Origin of the sequence: Maribacter spongiicola (assembly GCF_052119685.1) — a bacterium.
Taxonomy (GTDB): domain Bacteria; phylum Bacteroidota; class Bacteroidia; order Flavobacteriales; family Flavobacteriaceae; genus Maribacter; species Maribacter spongiicola_A.
Window position 1 is genome coordinate 1 of the sequence record NZ_JBGQOO010000018.1, and the last position, 17,731, is coordinate 17,731.

The window sequence follows — 17,731 nt, forward strand, 5'->3', positions numbered from 1 at the left end:
CGTGTACGAGACCCGTACGCACGGTGGTGTGAGAGGCGCACCGTGGGCTTTACAGCTCACGGCCGTCTACTCGATTGGCAAATCGTTTTTTATTTCAGCTGTTTTTTCTCGCATAAGTCAAATTCCATTCCTGTCTTTTCAAATATTAAATGACAATGTTTTTTTCCAACTCCAAGTTCCAAAAATGTGTTTTCCGTTTTTTGTTTGTCAAGTGTTTTATAAAATTGGTCAAAAAAATAGGTTTTTCGCAATTTCAGATATGGTTTTCCTCCAGGACCAGCATAAAATTCCATATTTGCATAAAGGATTTCATATTCTCCAATTTTCCAATTCCAACTTGTTTTTTCAGAGCCTGCCATAATTCCAATTGCCTCAAGTCCTAAAAATATTATTCCGAAAATGAGTGTCGGTAATCCAAGTAAAATTCGGTAACTCCATTTTTTGAAATACACGAAAATAAAAACCAGAGAAACGATTAGTGTTGTCATTCCGATTTCCAATGTTTGGTCATTCACTAAATTAAACTCGGAATAATAAATTGCAAATTCAATAGCTATAATTACTATTAAAATCAGTCCGATTATGTTCAATATTTGTCGTTTCATCAAATGTTTGCCAACGTACGGATATGTGTACAATTACATATATCACCATTTTAAATGTAATCTAATTACTAAATAATATAAAACCTACTTTTCAAGAGTTATAAACAAATGAGGTGCTTTTTTTAAAACACATAAACTCACCACCAAACCACAAAAAACTTTTCAAATTCAGTAGCACCCTTCTTCATCCAAATCATGGTAGCACTTTTATTATTTAGGTGCTCTGTAATGGCTATAACAATTTCATCGTGAGAAACCCATGCGACCTCTGCAAATGGATGAAATACCCACTCACTTTTAGTAGGGATATAGAATTTGCGATCCATAAATACAGGAGAATTTAACTCCGCCATTCGTAGCCAGTAGCCCACAATACAATAGGAGTTTATTGGTGATATATCTAAAGAAGCAATTTTATAGGGTTGAAACAATTGTGCTTTATAGCACACCTGTTGTTTAATGTTTGTAGTATCTATTTCTTTCTCTAAAAGTGCTTTTTGCCCAATACTGGTATGTATTAAAGAGAATTGATTGTTCTTAATTTTCTCTAACTTTTTATAAAATGCATCACTTCTATTTGGTCCGACTAATTGATGAATAGGATTCTCAATTGCTGTATCGATTAAGTAAAATTTATAGGTAAGTTCTACATGTATCAATTGCTGCGTGGCTGTCTCTTTGAGTATAAAGTCAATTTCTCCAATAGTCTGTTTTCCGTCGCGTATAGGCATATTATGTATTAAAACTGTATATGCATCACTTACATCTAATAACTGCTTACAGACATATTCCATCTGATGCCCCAACCGCAATTTCTCAGGTATAGCTATCGGAGTAATCTCATTCACATCCACCTCAGGAAATTCAAATTGCGCCACGCCAAACTGTTCTCCTTCCCATATTGGCGGAGTGGATAAAAAGCTTTTGAGCTGGTTGATGGTTGTTAGTTGTTTATTGATGATCTTTTGTTTAGTTGCTCGTTGTTGGTTGTTGGTTGTTCGTTATTCGGAAATAGTATGACTAAATTCCGGTGACTGAGCGTAGCCGAAGTTACTTCATTAAAACGCTATGCGCAAAACGCAATGTGCTCTGCGAGCTGAACGCTGAACGCAACAAACCACGCGCTTATCGCATTCATGCATTGCAATATGAGTCTTAAGTACACGAAACAAAAAGATTACTTCGTCGCAAAAAGCTCCTCGCAAAGACGAACTTGAGAACCGCATGCACAGGTGCTGCACGCCATGGGCCATTTTCTAAACGCATATGAAAAAGCGAATTGCGTCTAGCGCTTAGCGTCTAGCGAAAAGCAAACATTAAACAACAACGTTAACATTTCTTAAATACTACGGGCGTCCACCTTAAAAGTGTTAATTTTATGCTATGGCTATGAATGAAAGAAAAGGATTCCGCTTTGAAACTTACGAAGCACCCGAACAATCGATTTTTGATAAGCTATTTGATATATTTCAAGAGCTTATTACTCATACTTCTGGCGATTTTGACGAAGCTATAGATTGGCTGCGCGAACTGGATAAGGAATATGAACTAACTACAGAAGACTATACCATTGAAGACTTTATTGAAGATTTAAAGGCTAAGGGTTACATACGTGAAGAATTTAAAGATGGCGGTGGCGACGGACAAGAAGGCGAAGAGGGGGCTGGTGGCGGAAATATTTCCATCACCGCAAAAATGGAACGTATTATTCGTCAACGTGCCTTAGATCAAATTTTTGGTAAACTGAAGCGGAGTGGTGCTGGTAACCATAAAACCGGTAAATCAGGACAAGGAGATGAGCATACGGGAGACTTGCGAGAATACCGTTATGGCGATGGTCTAGAAAACATATCTATGACCGAGAGCCTTAAAAATGCTCAGATCAATCATGGTATGGGTAGTTTTCAGCTAAGCGAAGATGATCTTGTTGTTGAAGATACACAACACAAAGCCCAAATGAGTACTATTCTAATGATAGATATTAGCCATAGTATGATTTTGTATGGTGAAGATCGTATTACTCCCGCTAAAAAAGTTGCGATGGCGCTGGCGGAATTAATTACAACCAGATACCCAAAAGATACTTTAGATATTCTAGTATTTGGTAATGATGCCTGGCCGATACCGATTAAAGATTTGCCGTATTTAAAAGTTGGTCCGTATCATACCAATACCGTTGCTGGTCTGCAATTGGCGATGGATATGCTTCGTAGAAAACGGAATACCAATAAGCAGATATTTATGATTACCGATGGTAAGCCAAGTTGTCTTCGCATGCCCGATGGTACCTATTATAAGAATAGTGTCGGACTAGATGATTTTATTGTGGAGAAATGCTACAATATGGCGCGACAGGCACGAAAACTTCATATACCGATAACGACTTTTATGATTGCACAAGATCCTTATCTAATGCAGTTTATTCGTCACTTTACCGAGGCAAATAAAGGGAAGGCATTTTTCACCGGATTAAAAGGATTAGGGGAAATGATATTTGAAGATTACGAGGCGAATAGAAAAAAAAGATTGAAATAAGAAAAGAGAAAACATTTTATGAAATTAGATTATAAAAAAATACATACACTAGGGGAGTTAAAAGCTGCCGGATATAAAACTAAGAGTGTAAAAGATGAGTTGCGAGACAACCTTATCGATAAAATAAAAAAAGGAGAAGATGCTTTTCCTGGGGTTTGGGGTTACGAAGATTCTGTTATTCCTGAATTGGAGCGTGCAATCTTATCTCGTCATAATATTAATTTATTAGGATTACGTGGCCAGGCGAAAACACGTTTGGCGCATTTAATGGTGAATCTGTTAGATGAATACATACCTGTTGTAGAAAGATCTGAAATTAACGATGATCCTATGAAGCCGATGTCTAGATATGCCATGGAGCTCATCAAAGAAAAAGGCGATGATACTCCTGTTTCTTGGATGCATAAAGATGAGCGTTTTGCTGAAAAGCTTGCCACTCCCGATGTTACGGTAGCAGATTTAATCGGAGATGTAGATCCTATTAAGGCTGCAAACCTCAAGTTATCGTACGCAGATGATAGGGTGATTCACTTTGGGATGATACCTCGTGCCAACCGTTGTATTTTCGTAATAAATGAGCTTCCGGATCTACAAGCGCGTATTCAGGTGTCTTTATTCAATATTTTGGAAGAAGGAGATATTCAGATTCGCGGATTCAAGCTGAGATTGCCTTTGGATATTCAATTTGTATTTACGGCAAACCCAGAAGATTATACCAATAGAGGTAGTATTGTTACTCCGCTGAAAGATAGAATTGGGTCTCAGATATTAACGCATTACCCAGATGATATTGAAATTGCCAGAAAAATTACGGAGCAAGAAGCGAAGTTAGATTCACGACAAACTGATGCTGTCTATGTGCCAGATTTAGCAAAAGACTTGTTAGAGCAAATAATTTTCGAAGCTCGTGAAAGCGAATATGTAGATGCAAAGAGTGGTGTAAGTGCACGTACAAGTATTACCGCTTTTGAAAACTTGTTAAGTACAGCAGAGCGTAGGTCATTGTTAAATGGCGGTAATCACACTATGGTACGATTAAGTGATTTTCTTGGGATTATACCTTCTATTACTGGAAAGATTGAGTTAGTATATGAAGGTGAGCAGGAGGGAGCAGACGGAGTTGCGGCAATTTTGATAGATGACGCTGTTAAAACATTATTCCCAACGTATTTCCCAAAAATCAATAAACTAGAACGTAAAGATGAAGAAACGGTTTATGACGAATTGTTACATTGGTTTTTTCAAGGTGAAGGTTTTGAATTGATGGACGATTTTACTGACGAAGAGTACAAACGTGCTTTAGATAGCATACCCGCTTTAAATCAATTATTGAAAGAGCATCAACCAGATTATGATGTTAAAGATGTGTATTTCTTAAAAGAGCTTCTTTTGTGGGGATTGGTCTCTTACAAGAAATTGAATAAACAACGATTTACTGATGGATTTGAATTTAAAGATCTCTATAGTAGTTTCTTAAAAGATATTTAGTAAAAAAGCCCTATCCAAATCGGATAGGGCTTTCTCTTTTTTCATAGCAAAATTTAAACTATTGTAATTGATAAGCAGGCAGTTTGAATATGAAAGAACTTCCTTCATAGGGTTTGCTTAGAACCACTATAGTGGTATCATGTAAATCCATTATTTTCTTAACGATAGCTAAGCCTAATCCTAGTCCTTGTTTCTTGGTATGTTCATCTACTTGCTTATAGCGATCAAAAATGAATGGTTGATCATTTAAGGGTATACCGTTGCCGGTGTCGGTAATATTGATTTCTATTTGTTTGCCCATCTTTATTAGGCTAAGTGTTACTTTTCCTTTAGGTTCGGTATACTTGATTGCATTTTCAATTAAATTTTGCAACGCTCTTTCAACCAATCCAATATCGGCATAAACCATGTAGTTTTCTTCAGGATTGTCTAACTGCAAATGGATCTGTTTTTGTTCCGCCAGCAGCCTAAATTTGGCAATAAGGTCATGTGAAAGTTCTGTAATGGAGAATGGCTCTTTTATAGGGGTTACCTGTTCAGCTTCTAATTTAGAATACTCAAATAACTGATTGATCAATCCCGATAGTTTATCGATATTATCATGTGTAATCTGTAAATATTCTTCTTTCTGCTTTTTAGTAAGAGTGTCTTTCTTAATTTGCAACGTTTCTATATATCCTTTTAAAACAGCTAATGGCGTACGAAGATCGTGAGATACATTTGCGATTAGCTCTCTACGTAGATTATCGACAGATTTCATTTTATCCATGTTATCTACAATGGTATCTGCCATTTCATTAAAAGACAGAGCAACTACTTCAATATCTGATTGCTCAGGATTTTTTATTCTAATATCTAAATCACCTTCTTGAAACTTTCGTACTGTCTGGGTTATTAATCTTAGATTTTTAGTCAAAAACCAAATGCTTAATATTCCTACCAGAGCTGCAAAAAGCATGGTGAGTACTATAGCACCTATACTTAGTTTGGTAAAATACGTTCCGAAGAGGTTATCGCTTATGAGTGCCAATTCTTTACCTGCTACTATAATATAAATATACCCCTCATGCCCATCGACAGAAAAAGGTGCGGCAGAAAAAATATTTTGTGCTTTAGAATTCAGAGGGTCATCACCTAAAATGAATTCTTCGCCCTTGGTTTCGATAAACTTATGAATAGGCTCAAGAGAAACTGATTTCATAGGCTCATTATCGTTGTGCTCTAGCACTACAGAATATAGTATGTCGCCAGATTTATTAAGAAGATAGACCTCAATACCTCGATTTACGGCCATCATATCATGCATAAGATCTCCGAAAAGGGCTTTGTTAACGGTACCATTTTCTAAAAAAGGTGCGGCATTTTGAAACTTTTCTTGAATTACGTGATCTGCAACATTAGCATTAATTCGTTGTGTAATTGCCTGGTTGTAGTTTAATGTCAGATATCCGGTAATGAATATATATGACGCCCCCATCAAAATAATTAAGAATATAAAGGCTATCCATAATTTTTTGACCAACTTGGGCGTAAGTGTTTTTTCGTTATTTATCATGCCATTATCTCTTCATTAAATTTATAGCCCACGCCCCAAGTTGTTAAAATGTAATTTGGGTTTGCCATATCAGATTCTATTTTGGCTCGCAACCTATTAATATGAGAATTTACCGTGTGCTCGTAGCCTTCAAAATTGTATCCCCATATGATATTCAATAACTCGGTTCTAGTATAATTTCTACCAGGGTTAGAAGCCATTAGCACCAACAGTTCAAACTCTTTGGGTGATAATTCTATTTTATAATCGCCTAATACTACTTTTCGCTTATCAATATCAATTGAGAGTCCTTCAGCCAAAATAACTGAAGTATTGGACTGTTTTGTTTCTACTTTATTTGATCTTCGAAGTACTGCCTTAATTCTTGCCAAAAGCTCTCTTATACTAAAGGGCTTCGTCATATAATCGTCTGCACCTATTTCTAAGCCTAAAACACGATCTATTTCTTCAGATTTTGCGGTTAACATAATTACAGGGGTATTTTTGGTAGTGCGAAGCTTTCTACAAATCTCAACTCCGTCCAAGCCAGGTAGGGTAAGATCTAATAGAATTAACTCGTAATCATTTTCTAGGGCTAAGTTTAGTCCTTCGTTTCCATCCATTGCCATGGTGGTTTCATAACTTACATCAGAAAGATGTAGCTCTAGTAGCTTAATGATTTCAGGATCATCTTCAATAATAAGTATACGTTTCATAATCAATTACGAATAAAGAAAAAAAGTATCACAGAAAAATCACAACGAACAGAAAATAGACTTAGTCACTGTAATTTAGATTGTAAGTCAGTCGAGTATTACCCTGATAATTACAGTGCTAGCGGATTTTAACAGAAAATTTTCGTTATAATTCTGTAGTTTAAAAGCAATCTTAGGCATATTTTTTTTAAGAATGACATCGCTTATATTAAAATATTCCAAATAAAAAACCCTCGATAATTACTTACCGAGGGCTACATATAATTTCTGAGTTTTAGTTATTTCCAGTGGTCAACATGTTGGTTCATATCATCGAATATATAAGTGCCGACCATTTCTTTTCTATATACTACAGCTAAAAGTGTTACCAATAATAAGACTGCGTATAATGTCAACATTAAATAACCGATAGGTAAGAATGTACCCGGTATAAGATGATTTTCAAAATCAGAGTAACTGGACAATACAATCATGGTTTCTACCAATTTATATAGGTATACCAATGAAATGATATAAAGAATATATTCTAACGTTCGCATTGGCGGGTCACTTAATTCTTTCTCTTTAATTTTAAACCAGAGTACATATAGAAAGACGAAATGTATAATAGATAAAATAGGGAAGATGTAATTGTCAATTTTAAAAAAGTAAAACTTATTGGTATATAAACCGTAAAAACTAAAGATATTCAATAAAAAAAGTACAACAATTGAAACAATTAAGGTTCGTTTCCAAGTAAATAATCCTTTAATAGAATTCATAAAATTTAGTTTTTATGGTCTAAGGGGAACCATAGTTTTGCTGCAAGTAATGGTATGATTTTGGTTTTTTCCAAACAAATCGACAAACGGCTAACTTTGTTGTTCAAGACCTTATATTTTAAGGTAACCACATACTAATATTACTACTTTTTTTAAACATTAACAATAATTTACCTAATAATACTACTGTAGGAATTAATAGTGTGATAATCTGTTTAAAACCGGGTTTGGCAGGTGATTGGTAAGAAGACAATTTACACGATGTGTTTAGTAATTATGATAATGTAATTACATTTACACTATGAAGAAACAGCGTTTTTGTTATTTGGTACGACTGCAATATTTAGGCTTTAGATTTAATGGTTGGCAAGTGCAACCTAAGCTACGCACAATTGTCGGCATGCTCGATAAGACATTCACCTTTTTATACCCCGATACACCCTATAAAATTTTGGGTGCAGGTAGAACCGATGCTAAAGTTTCTTCATTAGATGGTGCATTTGAACTTTTCGTTGAAGAACCATTAGAAGATTTAGATGTTTTTATACAGGATTTTAATAAAAACCTTCCCTCAGATATTCGTTTACTTTCGATAGCACCTATTGATCAAGATTTTAACATTATAAAGGACAGTAAAACGAAGGAGTACACCTACTTCTTTTCCTTCGGATGCAAAAACCATCCGTTTAGTGCACCTTTTATCACAAATTATCTAGACCATCTAGATTTGGAGTTAATGAAGAAGGGAGCCTTATTGTTTGAAGGGATGCATGATTTTAGCGTGTACACGGCATCGATAAAACCTACAACAATTGCAGTTCGAGAAATTGAATCTTGTAGTATTGTTCCCAATGATATTTTAACAGCTAACTTTTTTCCTGAACACAGTTATATATTAAAAATTAAAGGGAAAGGTTTTATAAGGTATCAGATTCGAATGATCATGGGGGCATTGGTACAGCTTGGTAAAAACGAGATCACTTTAGAAGAAATTAAGGCTTCTTTACTTACAGGGTCTACTCATAAACTAAATACTATTGCACCTGGTTCTGGTTTAATTTTAAACAAGCTTCAGTTCAGAAACTAGTTTGTAGTTTAATATATTTATAAAAAATTGTTCATGGCAGTAAATAAGAAGCTCAACTTCCCTAAACGTAAAAAGAAAAAGTCTCGCCAGCAGAATAAGCTAGGTAAAGCACCGGGTACCATAAGTTACATGGGCGATAAAGAGCTTAGTGATAGTATAATTTACAGCACAACCTATAACTCTGATGGTTTTGAAACTGCCGAGTTTACAAACTTAGAGCACTTTTTTAAAGAGGAACGAGCAGATAAAATATCATGGATTAATGTTGTTGGTATAACAGACGAACCTTTTATCGAAAAAATAGGCAAGCACTTTAACTTGAACCCTTTGGTGCTTGAAGATATCGTCAACACTGAACAAAGACCCAAGATCGATGAGTATGAAGATTATATTTTTGGGGTCTTTCGAATGTTATACATTTCTGAGGAAGATGAAATTGTCGGCGAGCATATAGCAATAGTTTTACATGAAAATACAGTTTTAGTTTTTCAAGAAGTGAAGGCTGATGTTTTTAACGGACTACGAGAGCGTATTACCGGTAAACTTGGTCGTATTAGAACTAGGGGAGCAGATTACCTGTTTTTTGCTTTACTGGACGCTATGGTCGATAATTACTTTTTAGCCATAGAAAACTTAAATAATAGAATTGAGAATTTAGAGGAAGAGGTTTATCAGAATCCTGAGCCTATAGTTGCTAAAAATATTCAGCAGCTTAAAAAAGAAGTATTAAAAATCAGAAGGTGGATTTACCCTGTCAAAGAGCTGATTAGCAGGTTGATAGATACCGAAAATAAACTCATTACAAAAGACACGAAACTGTTTTTACGTGATGTATTGGATCACACCATGGAAATTAATGAGAGCTTACAGATATATCGCGAAATGTCTATGAGTTTAATGGAAATGTACATGAGTAACATGAGTAATAAAATGAACGAGGTTATGAAGGTACTAACCATTATGGCTTCCATTTTTATTCCTTTGACGTTTATTGCAGGTATCTACGGTATGAATTTTGACCATATGCCAGAGCTTCATTATAAATATGGGTATTATGTAGTTTGGGTAGTAATGATCGCTCTTTTGGTGGGAATGATTTTTTACTTCAAAAAGAAAAAATGGCTTTAATCCAAAACTAAAAAAATCAGTTTTCATTATATGCCTCAAAATCAATTCCATTAAAGAATAATTTTAATGGGTCATTGCTATCGTTACCTTTCATATAACTTGCTAGTATCTTGAATACAAGATATTAGCGATTTAATTACTGTCACTCACAGTATTTCGAATCTTTTATAAACTCTAAAATAAAATATATGAAAATGAAAACTGCTTATATGTCTATTGCGGCATTGTTATTATTATCTGGCGGCTTATGGGCACAAGAGAAAAATTCAGAAGTACTTGATACCAAAATTTCTAAATCGTACACAACTAATGATGGAAAAAAATTGGTTAAAAACACTGTAGAAATAACTACAACACGATTAAATAGTGTGGAAACTTCTGAAGAAGATGAAGGTGAAATTGATCAAGATAGAGTAGTAGATGCTGTTTCTACCATCATTAAAACCGTTCAAATCGATAATGACGATGATGACGAATTTGATGAAAAAATAGTATTCAGCTACGAATCGAACACACCAGAGGACTTCGTACTTGTCTCAAAAAATGATGAATTGGTTGTTGCTATGAATGAAGGTGAAAATTTAAAAATTGTAGAAAATATAAATTTAAAAAGTAAAGAGGTTTTAAATGAGAAAACCACTTATATTTTTACAAATGAACAGGGCGAGAACCTAGAATTTCTTGTTCAAGAATATAGCAAGCCTAACGATACAGTTACTTTAAAAAATTAGTAATCAGATATCTTCAAATATAAAGAGCCGTATACACGGCTCTTTTTTATATATTATTTTCAAACTTTTATAGTTCAAAAAGATCTGAAGACAAATAGCGATCACCTCTGTCGCATACAATAGAAACAATGACACCGTGGTCTAATTCTTGAGCTAGTCGTAATGCAACCGTCGCTGCGCCGCCACTACTCATACCTGAAAAAATACCTTCTTCTTTTGCCAATCTCCGAGCCATAGTTTTGGCCTCCAGTTCATTGACCTCCATAATACGGTCTACTTTTTTAGGATTAAATATTTTCGGTAAATATTCTTGCGGCCATTTTCTTATACCCGGTATACTGGCATTATCGCTTGGTTGAACACCAACTATTTGTACATTGCTGTTTTTCTCTTTTAAAAAGGTAGAAGTACCCATTATTGTACCTGTTGTACCCATAGATGATACAAAATGGGTTATTTTACCATCGGTATCTTTCCATATTTCAGGACCAGTAGTTTTATAATGAGCTTTCCAATTGTTTTCGTTTCCAAATTGGTTCATCATTATATATCCTTCATTGGCAACCTTACTTTCAGCATAATCTCTTGCGCCTTCAATACCTACATCAGCAGATGTTAAGGTTACTTTGGCACCGTACGCTCTCATGGTCTGTACGCGTTCTTTTGTAGCATTCTCGGGCATTACCAATTCAATATCAAGTCCGTAAACACCCGCAATCATCGCTAAAGCAATACCTGTATTTCCGCTGGTAGCTTCAATTAGTTTGTCATTAACGGTAAAATCGCCATTGTCATAACCTGTTTTTATCATGTTATAAGCTGCGCGATCTTTTACACTGCCGCCTGGGTTATGCCCCTCTAATTTAAAATAAAGAGAAACATTGGGGTTTGTATTGAGAATTCTTGACTTAACCAAGGGTGTATTGCCAATTAGTGATAATAAAGTATTAGACATGCGGTAATGTTTTAATTTTAATTTCAGGTTTATGAAAAACCGTTGAATTTGGTGGTACTGAAGCTGTGATCCAAGCGTTACCGCCAATAACACTATTTGCACCTATAATGGTATCGCCACCTAAGATGGTAGCATTTGCATAAATGGTTACATTATTATCTATGGTCGGGTGACGTTTGGTCTGCTGTAATTTTTTGGCAACAAAAAGTCCGCCTAGAGTTACACCTTGGTAAATTTTGACGTCATTTCTGATAATGGCCGTTTCTCCGATGACAACTCCTGTACCGTGGTCAATATGAAAAGATTTACCTATTTGTGCGCCAGGATTAATGTCTACACCTGTTTGCCTGTGTGCATATTCTGTCATTAATCTAGGTACCAATGGAAAGCCTGTTTTATATAACTCATGCGCCAACCTATATACCGATATAGCATAGAAACCAGGGTAAGCCATATACACTTCTTCAATAGATAATGAGGCTGGATCGCAGTTTACGGTTGCTTCTGCATCAAGATTTAAGCTTTCTAAAACTAACGGAAGCTTTTCTACGTAGTTCTCCCAAACTTTCTTACAAGGCTTGTCACTCTCCCAACAAGCTAAATCTACAAGTTCATCAAATTGTTTTTCAAGTATATCTAAACTTTCGGCTACTGGTGTTTCAATATCAAATAGCATATAGAAAAGTAGGTCGGTAAACTTTTCTGTATTTCGTTTTAATCGAAATCTTAAGTTCGGCTGTTTCTTATGTGTATTAATCTTCTCGATTATAGATCGATGGTCCATGTGTTTGCATTAATTAATCAAAATTAACCAAATAACTAAAAGTACTTCTCTTCTTATGGTTAACTTTAGCTTAAAATCACAAGAGTTAGGTCGTATGTTAGAAACGAATATTACAAAAGGTACTTTTCAATTTTTAAACACACTAAAAAAAAATAATAATAGAGAGTGGTTTGCAGAACATAAGTCAGCGTTTAAAGTAGAAGAGACGAAGGTAAAAAGCTTTTTTAATCATGTGTTCGAATTACTTAAAGCACATGATGAAATTGAAAAAATGAAGGTATTTCGAATTTACAGAGATGTTCGTTTTTCAAAGAATAAAACTCCTTATAAAAGTAATTTTTCTGCTTCTTTTTCTAGAGCCGGTAAACATAGAAGAGGTGGATATTATTTACAGATTGAGCCAGGTAATAGCTTTGTGGCAGCAGGATTCTGGAATCCGGAGAAGGAAGATTTACTGCGTATATGAAAAGAGTGGCAGGTAGATACTACTGAACTTGTTGAAATTATTAATGATACTAAATTTAAAATGGTCTGGGGACCAATGGTCGGCGATGAACTAAAAACAGCACCAAAAGGCTTTGATAAAGAAGACCCTAACATAGAATTTATACGAATGAAGCAGTTTATTTTTGTGAAAAAAATTACTGATGACGAAGTACTCTCCAATAATTTTGCAAATGAGGTGAACGATTGTTTTCAAACTATTAGACCATACTTCGATCTAATGAGTAGTATTTTAACGACTACGATGAATGGGGAATCTTTATTGGATTAGTTCATGCTTCTCAAAAATTTGAATTTGATCTTGTAATCTTTTTACCACCATATTCATCATTCTTTTGTTCAAGGCAGATGAGTTTTGAATGTAGTTTTCGTACTCCTCTACGGTAAAATGACCTATAATCATTCCTTTTAATGAATTTCTATATTTGATGTCTTTTTGAATGGCTTTGGCAATATAATCTAACCGTTTTTCAAGTTTTAGCTCGTAAAAGGTATTTTTCATTTTTTTAATGTAATTCTGAAAAGAAGCCAATAACAAATCGTTCTGAAACTTAATTATCGGTCGCAATGTTTCATTCTGAAACCGCTCATCATCACTCATGTCGGGCATAATTTTGGCAGAGGTAATTTTTGGTCGAATTGATTGCAATTGCTGTGTCCTGTCCATTATTTTTTGATTTTATTTAAAGGTACGTATTAGATAAAACTCATGATTACCACCTAAAAGAAGTTTTTAACCTGTTATGAACATAATCGTTTAAAGCAATAATTAAGACTGTAAATTAAGTTTATCATAATTCTCTCTAGAGACAATTATTAAAATGTAACTATTAAATACTACAATTGCTACTTTTGGCAATTCGTAGTTGCTATACCATTGAAAATAGTAATTTTCCTTTTTTTCAACATAACTTTGTACCGTAATTTTTTAAAAAGGAAACTATGAGATTTCATACAAGAAAATTAGTGAAGCCTGGTGATTTAAATTCTAACGGAACATTGTTTGGAGGTCAATTACTAGCTTGGATAGATGAGGAGGCCGCATTATATGCAATTATTCAATTAGAAAATGGAAAGGTAGTTACCAAATACATGTCTGAGATTAATTTTATGAGCGCCGCTGTAAAAGGTGATGTTGTTGAAATTGGAATTGAAGTTGTCAAATTTGGTAAAACATCGTTGACCTTAAATTGCGAGGTTCGTAATAAAATGAACCATGAGACTATTGTAACGGTCGATAATATAATTATGGTGAACCTTGGGGAGAATGGAAAACCGACTCCGCATGGTAAAACAAAAATTGAGTTCGTTAAAGATCGTTTGGCAGCCTTGGGTGAAGATTATTAAATCTCACCCAATATTTTCGCCTGAGCTTGAACCTCGTCTAAAACACGCATAAGGTTACCGCCCCATAATTTTGCAATGTCTTCTTCTGAGTAACCGCGTTCTACAAGTTCTAACGTTACATTAAAGGTTTCTGATGCATCGTTCCACCCCTCAATACCGCCACCACCATCAAAATCTGAACTTATACCGACATGGTCTATACCTATTAATTTCACCATATAGTCTATATGGTTTACAAAATCTGCGACATTTACGGCCGCTGGTGCATCAGTTCTATTTTCAACCAAACCCTTACCAATTTCAAGAACTTTAGGGTAGTTTTCCATAAAAGCTTCTTTTTCCGTATCGGACAGACTTGAAAACTGAGAACGCTCATACCAAGCTATTTCTAATGAATCAGCAACTTTCTGGTAAACAGATTTCATATATGCAGCTCTGGCGTCATGCTTTTCTGTATTTAAATAAGAGCTAAATGCTACGGTTTGTACCACCCCTCCATTTTCTTTCATCATCATTAATTGCTCATCATCTAGGTTACGGCTGTGTCCGCATAACGCTCTTGCAGACGAATGTGATGCTATAATTGGTGCTTTTGATAATGCTATCATTTGTTTCATAGCTTCTTTTGAAGGGTGCGAAACATCTATCATTATCCCTAGCTTATTCATTTCTACTACCGCTTGCTTTCCTAATTCACTTAATCCGTTATGTAACCATACATCATCTGCTTCACCGGTATTGGAGTCAGAGAATTGACTGTGGCCATTGTGCGCCAAAGAAATATAACGTGCCCCTAAATCATGGTACGTTTTAAATTGGGTTAAATCTGTACCGATAGGGTAGGCATTTTCAACTCCGATCATTGCAGCTTTTTTTCCAGCCCCAGCAATTCGTTTTACATCTGCAGAGGTTAAAGCCAATTCTATTTCATCGGGAGCAATTTCTTCACACAATTTATGAATAGCATCAAATTTAGACATTGCGTTCTCTTTTGCCTTGGCATAGCCATCATCCGTCAACGTATCTTGACCTGTATAAACGATAAGCCAGGTGACGTCTAAACCGCCTTCTTTCATCTTCGGTAAGTTTACTTGCGTATCTAACCTCTGACTGTAATTTACACTGTCTGAGAAGTTTTTAACATTAATGTCATTATGGGTATCAATGGTTATAACATCATCGTGAATTCGATGTGCTTTTTCTAAGTTAGATTCCTCAATTTTTTCTTTTTTTTCTCCGCAAGAGATAATTGTTGCAAGACACAGAAAATAGATAAGCTGCTTCATGAAGTGAGTTTAGACCTACAATTTAAGTGTATTCACAACAAATAACCACTCTTAGGGAACATTTTATTGTTCTCGCAACAGTATTGATGCATTTTTAGGTAATAATAAATACCAACCCCCTTAAACTAAAGAATATCTATTTATGTCAATTTCAAAAACTAAGGATTTACTTGGTCAATTAGCTCAACTAGAAAGAACCGTTAGCGAGTTCTCTTTTGAAGAGTTAAGTGCCGACGATGCTAAGATCTTAAAAGGTTCATTTAATACCTTTCGAGCTAGTTTAGAAAATCATATTTACGAGCCTAAAAAAGTTGCGGTTGTTTCGAGTTCTATCGAACCCTTTAATGATGAAAATCAAGAGATTTCACAAAAACAATTCATTACGCATATAAGTCATGAAATTAGAACCCCATTGAACAGTATTATAGGTTTCGCCAATTTACTGAACGATGAAAAACTAACTAGTGGTCAACATAAAAAGGTAGATGCCATACAGTTTGCATCTAATACATTATTAAAGCTTATAAATGAAGTGTTAGACTATTCTAAAATCTCTTCCGGTGCTTCCAATTTTGAAACGGTCGATTTCAACTTACATAGTTTACTTAAAGATGTAATGTTCTTATGCGAAACTTTAATCGTTGATCGCAAAATTGAACTTTTAGTGGAGATTGATGAGAATGTACCTAAAATTATAAAGGGTGACCCTTCAAAATTATCTCAAGTACTGCTCAACCTTCTAGGTAATTCTGTAAAGTTTGTTGAGCAAGGTTTTATAAAATTAGAAGTGTTTAGCAAAGAATCTTATGATAACCATTGTGTGTTAGAATTTTCTGTAGCAGATACCGGTATTGGCATTGCTAAAGAAAAAATAGACACAATCTTTAACCGCTATACGCAAGCAGAGGTAGATACTTCAAGTAAATATGGCGGTACGGGACTCGGTTTAACGATTACAAAAGAAATTATTGAGAAACTTAAGGGAGATATAGAAATTGAAAGTATCATCGATAGTGGAACTACGGTTACCTTTAGATTGCCTTACACTAATGGTAAAAACATAGGTGCTTCTAAAATATCGAAAAAACCATTTAAGAATTTAAAAGATCAGCATTTATTAGCAGGTACTGAGATTATGGTTTTTGAAGACAACCAAATGAATACACTTCTAATTGTTGAGCAATTAACGAAATGGGGTTGTAAGGTACATGCAAATGTTTCTTTAACTGAAGGTTTAGAAATTCTTGATTCTAGTAATGTGGATCTTATTCTAATGGATTTAAAAATGCCTACCCAAAACGGATTTGAGGTTTCCAAGGTCATTAGAACTCACCAAAACGATAAAATCAAGTCAATACCTATAGTTGCCTTTAGTGCAGATTTCACTGAACAGGATAGTGCAGCATGTAAAGCAATAGGTATTAACGATTTTCTATTAAAACCATACAGCTTAAACGATTTAATGACGATTATTTTAAAGAATAAAAAAAGTAAAGTTGAACTCGAAGATTTTTCTTCAATACTTCAGAAGCCAATGATAGAACCTAAAGAAACCACGGTTGTTGATCTAAATCATCTTTTAAAAGATTGCTTTGGTGAGATAGATATGCTGAACGAGCTGGTAAAATTATTTAAATTGAATGCCATTGAGTTCATTGGTAATGTTACCATTCATTTAAAAACCGATAACCTAAAAGAAGTCGCCTTATCTGCACATAAATTAAAAGCAGGTTTTGCAATGATAAAGGCTGACGGAATGCGAAAATTAATCGTTGATATAGAGGCAAGTTGTAAAGCAAACAAAGTAGAAAGAGTAAAAGAATTATATGAAGTTTTCTTAATCGATTATCCGTTGTTGGAAGAGAACCTTACCGCGGAGTTAACATTAATGAATAAAAAATAATATGAGTAAAACCGTACTATTAGCAGATGACGACCAACTATTAGCCTCTTTATTAATTTTCAGGCTTAAGAAAGGTGGTTATGCAGTACACCATTCAGCTAATGGTAAAGAGGTAAAAGAATATTTAAAAGATTCTATGCCCGACATTATAGTAAGCGATATAATGATGCCTTATTTTTCTGGTATCGAGCTCATAGATTATGTACGAAACGAACTAAAATCTAATACACCTATAATTATTATATCATCAGCTGGTAACGAACAGAATGTTCTCACCGCTTTTGAATTAGGTGCAAATGATTTCATCACTAAGCCAGTAAGTCCAACTGAATTATTAGTTAGAATAGCTAGAGAAATAGAAAAGTAA

Annotated in this window: 17 protein-coding genes and 1 pseudogene; 9 read left to right on the forward strand and 9 right to left on the reverse strand. The window is 34.7% G+C overall.

Annotated features, from left to right (window positions below; translation table 11 throughout):
- Positions 1–89 precede the first annotated feature (89 nt).
- Complete coding sequence (locus tag ACEN2N_RS17915; protein ID WP_441825606.1) at positions 90–605, reverse strand: hypothetical protein; 516 nt, start codon at positions 603–605, stop codon at positions 90–92.
- 137 nt (positions 606–742) lie between these two features.
- A complete protein-coding gene (locus tag ACEN2N_RS17920; protein ID WP_441825607.1) occupies positions 743–1,483 on the reverse strand; it encodes a DUF1853 family protein in 741 nt (246 codons plus the stop codon).
- A 505-nt stretch (positions 1,484–1,988) separates the two neighbouring features.
- Here ACEN2N_RS17920 and ACEN2N_RS17925 point away from each other — a divergent pair.
- Positions 1,989–3,140 (forward strand): vWA domain-containing protein, encoded by a 1,152-nt coding sequence (locus ACEN2N_RS17925; protein WP_441825608.1) that lies wholly within the window; start codon positions 1,989–1,991, stop codon positions 3,138–3,140.
- 18 nt (positions 3,141–3,158) lie between these two features.
- Entirely contained in the window at positions 3,159–4,628 is a 1,470-nt protein-coding gene (locus ACEN2N_RS17930) for a magnesium chelatase (RefSeq protein ID WP_441825609.1), read from the forward strand.
- Positions 4,629–4,686: 58 nt separating this feature from the next.
- On the opposite strand, the gene ACEN2N_RS17935 is transcribed toward ACEN2N_RS17930, so the two are convergent.
- The 3 genes from ACEN2N_RS17935 to ACEN2N_RS17945 form a co-directional block, all read right to left on the reverse strand.
- Positions 4,687–6,183, reverse strand: a complete 1,497-nt coding sequence (locus tag ACEN2N_RS17935; RefSeq protein WP_441825610.1) for an ATP-binding protein — start codon at positions 6,181–6,183, stop codon at positions 4,687–4,689.
- Complete coding sequence (locus ACEN2N_RS17940) at positions 6,180–6,878, reverse strand: response regulator transcription factor (RefSeq protein ID WP_441825611.1); 699 nt, start codon at positions 6,876–6,878, stop codon at positions 6,180–6,182. Before ACEN2N_RS17940 ends, ACEN2N_RS17935 begins: the two co-directional genes overlap by 4 nt.
- Before the next feature lie 278 nt (positions 6,879–7,156).
- Positions 7,157–7,639, reverse strand: a complete 483-nt coding sequence (locus ACEN2N_RS17945) for a hypothetical protein (RefSeq protein WP_441825612.1) — start codon at positions 7,637–7,639, stop codon at positions 7,157–7,159.
- A gap of 301 nt (positions 7,640–7,940) precedes the next feature.
- Between ACEN2N_RS17945 and ACEN2N_RS17950 the strand changes: the two genes are divergently transcribed.
- From ACEN2N_RS17950 to ACEN2N_RS17960, 3 genes are all read left to right on the forward strand, one after another.
- Positions 7,941–8,726, forward strand: a complete 786-nt coding sequence (locus ACEN2N_RS17950; protein WP_441825613.1) for a tRNA pseudouridine synthase A — start codon at positions 7,941–7,943, stop codon at positions 8,724–8,726.
- A gap of 33 nt (positions 8,727–8,759) precedes the next feature.
- Complete coding sequence (corA, locus tag ACEN2N_RS17955; RefSeq protein ID WP_441825614.1) at positions 8,760–9,854, forward strand: magnesium/cobalt transporter CorA; 1,095 nt, start codon at positions 8,760–8,762, stop codon at positions 9,852–9,854.
- Between the two features lie 194 nt (positions 9,855–10,048).
- Positions 10,049–10,585 (forward strand): hypothetical protein, encoded by a 537-nt coding sequence (locus ACEN2N_RS17960; protein WP_441825615.1) that lies wholly within the window; start codon positions 10,049–10,051, stop codon positions 10,583–10,585.
- Positions 10,586–10,652: 67 nt separating this feature from the next.
- Here the strand turns inward: ACEN2N_RS17960 and cysM are convergent, their stop codons facing one another.
- Both cysM and epsC read right to left on the reverse strand, forming a co-directional pair.
- Positions 10,653–11,540, reverse strand: coding sequence for a cysteine synthase CysM (gene cysM / locus ACEN2N_RS17965; RefSeq protein ID WP_441825616.1), 888 nt, complete (start codon positions 11,538–11,540; stop codon positions 10,653–10,655).
- A complete protein-coding gene (gene epsC / locus ACEN2N_RS17970) occupies positions 11,533–12,324 on the reverse strand; it encodes a serine O-acetyltransferase EpsC (protein WP_441825617.1) in 792 nt (263 codons plus the stop codon). Before epsC ends, cysM begins: the two co-directional genes overlap by 8 nt.
- A 94-nt stretch (positions 12,325–12,418) precedes the next feature.
- On the opposite strand from epsC, the pseudogene ACEN2N_RS17975 reads away from it, so the two are divergent.
- Positions 12,419–13,099: pseudogene (locus ACEN2N_RS17975) on the forward strand (DUF2461 domain-containing protein).
- On the opposite strand, the gene ACEN2N_RS17980 reads toward ACEN2N_RS17975, so the two are convergent.
- Positions 13,088–13,498, reverse strand: coding sequence for a glyoxalase (locus tag ACEN2N_RS17980; protein WP_441825654.1), 411 nt, complete (start codon positions 13,496–13,498; stop codon positions 13,088–13,090). The pseudogene ACEN2N_RS17975 and the gene ACEN2N_RS17980 overlap by 12 nt on opposite strands.
- A 272-nt stretch (positions 13,499–13,770) precedes the next feature.
- On the opposite strand from ACEN2N_RS17980, the gene ACEN2N_RS17985 reads away from it, so the two are divergent.
- Complete coding sequence (locus ACEN2N_RS17985; RefSeq protein ID WP_133687533.1) at positions 13,771–14,175, forward strand: acyl-CoA thioesterase; 405 nt, start codon at positions 13,771–13,773, stop codon at positions 14,173–14,175.
- On the opposite strand, the gene ACEN2N_RS17990 is transcribed toward ACEN2N_RS17985, so the two are convergent.
- Positions 14,172–15,461, reverse strand: a complete 1,290-nt coding sequence (locus tag ACEN2N_RS17990) for a dipeptidase (RefSeq protein ID WP_441825618.1) — start codon at positions 15,459–15,461, stop codon at positions 14,172–14,174. The two genes, ACEN2N_RS17985 and ACEN2N_RS17990, sit on opposite strands and share 4 nt — an antisense overlap.
- Before the next feature lie 142 nt (positions 15,462–15,603).
- Here ACEN2N_RS17990 and ACEN2N_RS17995 point away from each other — a divergent pair, with 142 nt between their 5' ends.
- Positions 15,604–17,364, forward strand: coding sequence for an ATP-binding protein (locus ACEN2N_RS17995; RefSeq protein ID WP_441825619.1), 1,761 nt, complete (start codon positions 15,604–15,606; stop codon positions 17,362–17,364).
- Between the two features lies 1 nt (position 17,365).
- Positions 17,366–17,731, forward strand: coding sequence for a response regulator transcription factor (locus ACEN2N_RS18000; RefSeq protein ID WP_441825620.1), 366 nt, complete (start codon positions 17,366–17,368; stop codon positions 17,729–17,731).

What these genes read in the sequence shown, in the direction of transcription:
- ACEN2N_RS17915 (WP_441825606.1), bottom strand. Translation starts at nt 605, where the DNA reads ATGAAACGACAAATATTGAACATAATCGGACTGATTTTAATAGTAATT.
- ACEN2N_RS17925 (WP_441825608.1), top strand. Translation starts at nt 1,989, where the DNA reads ATGGCTATGAATGAAAGAAAAGGATTCCGCTTTGAAACTTACGAAGCA.
- ACEN2N_RS17930 (WP_441825609.1), top strand. Translation starts at nt 3,159, where the DNA reads ATGAAATTAGATTATAAAAAAATACATACACTAGGGGAGTTAAAAGCT.
- ACEN2N_RS17935 (WP_441825610.1), bottom strand. Translation starts at nt 6,183, where the DNA reads ATGATAAATAACGAAAAAACACTTACGCCCAAGTTGGTCAAAAAATTA.
- ACEN2N_RS17940 (WP_441825611.1), bottom strand. Translation starts at nt 6,878, where the DNA reads ATGAAACGTATACTTATTATTGAAGATGATCCTGAAATCATTAAGCTA.
- ACEN2N_RS17945 (WP_441825612.1), bottom strand. Translation starts at nt 7,639, where the DNA reads ATGAATTCTATTAAAGGATTATTTACTTGGAAACGAACCTTAATTGTT.
- ACEN2N_RS17950 (WP_441825613.1), top strand. Translation starts at nt 7,941, where the DNA reads ATGAAGAAACAGCGTTTTTGTTATTTGGTACGACTGCAATATTTAGGC.
- corA (WP_441825614.1), top strand. Translation starts at nt 8,760, where the DNA reads ATGGCAGTAAATAAGAAGCTCAACTTCCCTAAACGTAAAAAGAAAAAG.
- ACEN2N_RS17960 (WP_441825615.1), top strand. Translation starts at nt 10,049, where the DNA reads ATGAAAACTGCTTATATGTCTATTGCGGCATTGTTATTATTATCTGGC.
- cysM (WP_441825616.1), bottom strand. Translation starts at nt 11,540, where the DNA reads ATGTCTAATACTTTATTATCACTAATTGGCAATACACCCTTGGTTAAG.
- epsC (WP_441825617.1), bottom strand. Translation starts at nt 12,324, where the DNA reads ATGGACCATCGATCTATAATCGAGAAGATTAATACACATAAGAAACAG.
- ACEN2N_RS17985 (WP_133687533.1), top strand. Translation starts at nt 13,771, where the DNA reads ATGAGATTTCATACAAGAAAATTAGTGAAGCCTGGTGATTTAAATTCT.
- ACEN2N_RS17990 (WP_441825618.1), bottom strand. Translation starts at nt 15,461, where the DNA reads ATGAAGCAGCTTATCTATTTTCTGTGTCTTGCAACAATTATCTCTTGC.
- ACEN2N_RS17995 (WP_441825619.1), top strand. Translation starts at nt 15,604, where the DNA reads ATGTCAATTTCAAAAACTAAGGATTTACTTGGTCAATTAGCTCAACTA.
- ACEN2N_RS18000 (WP_441825620.1), top strand. Translation starts at nt 17,366, where the DNA reads ATGAGTAAAACCGTACTATTAGCAGATGACGACCAACTATTAGCCTCT.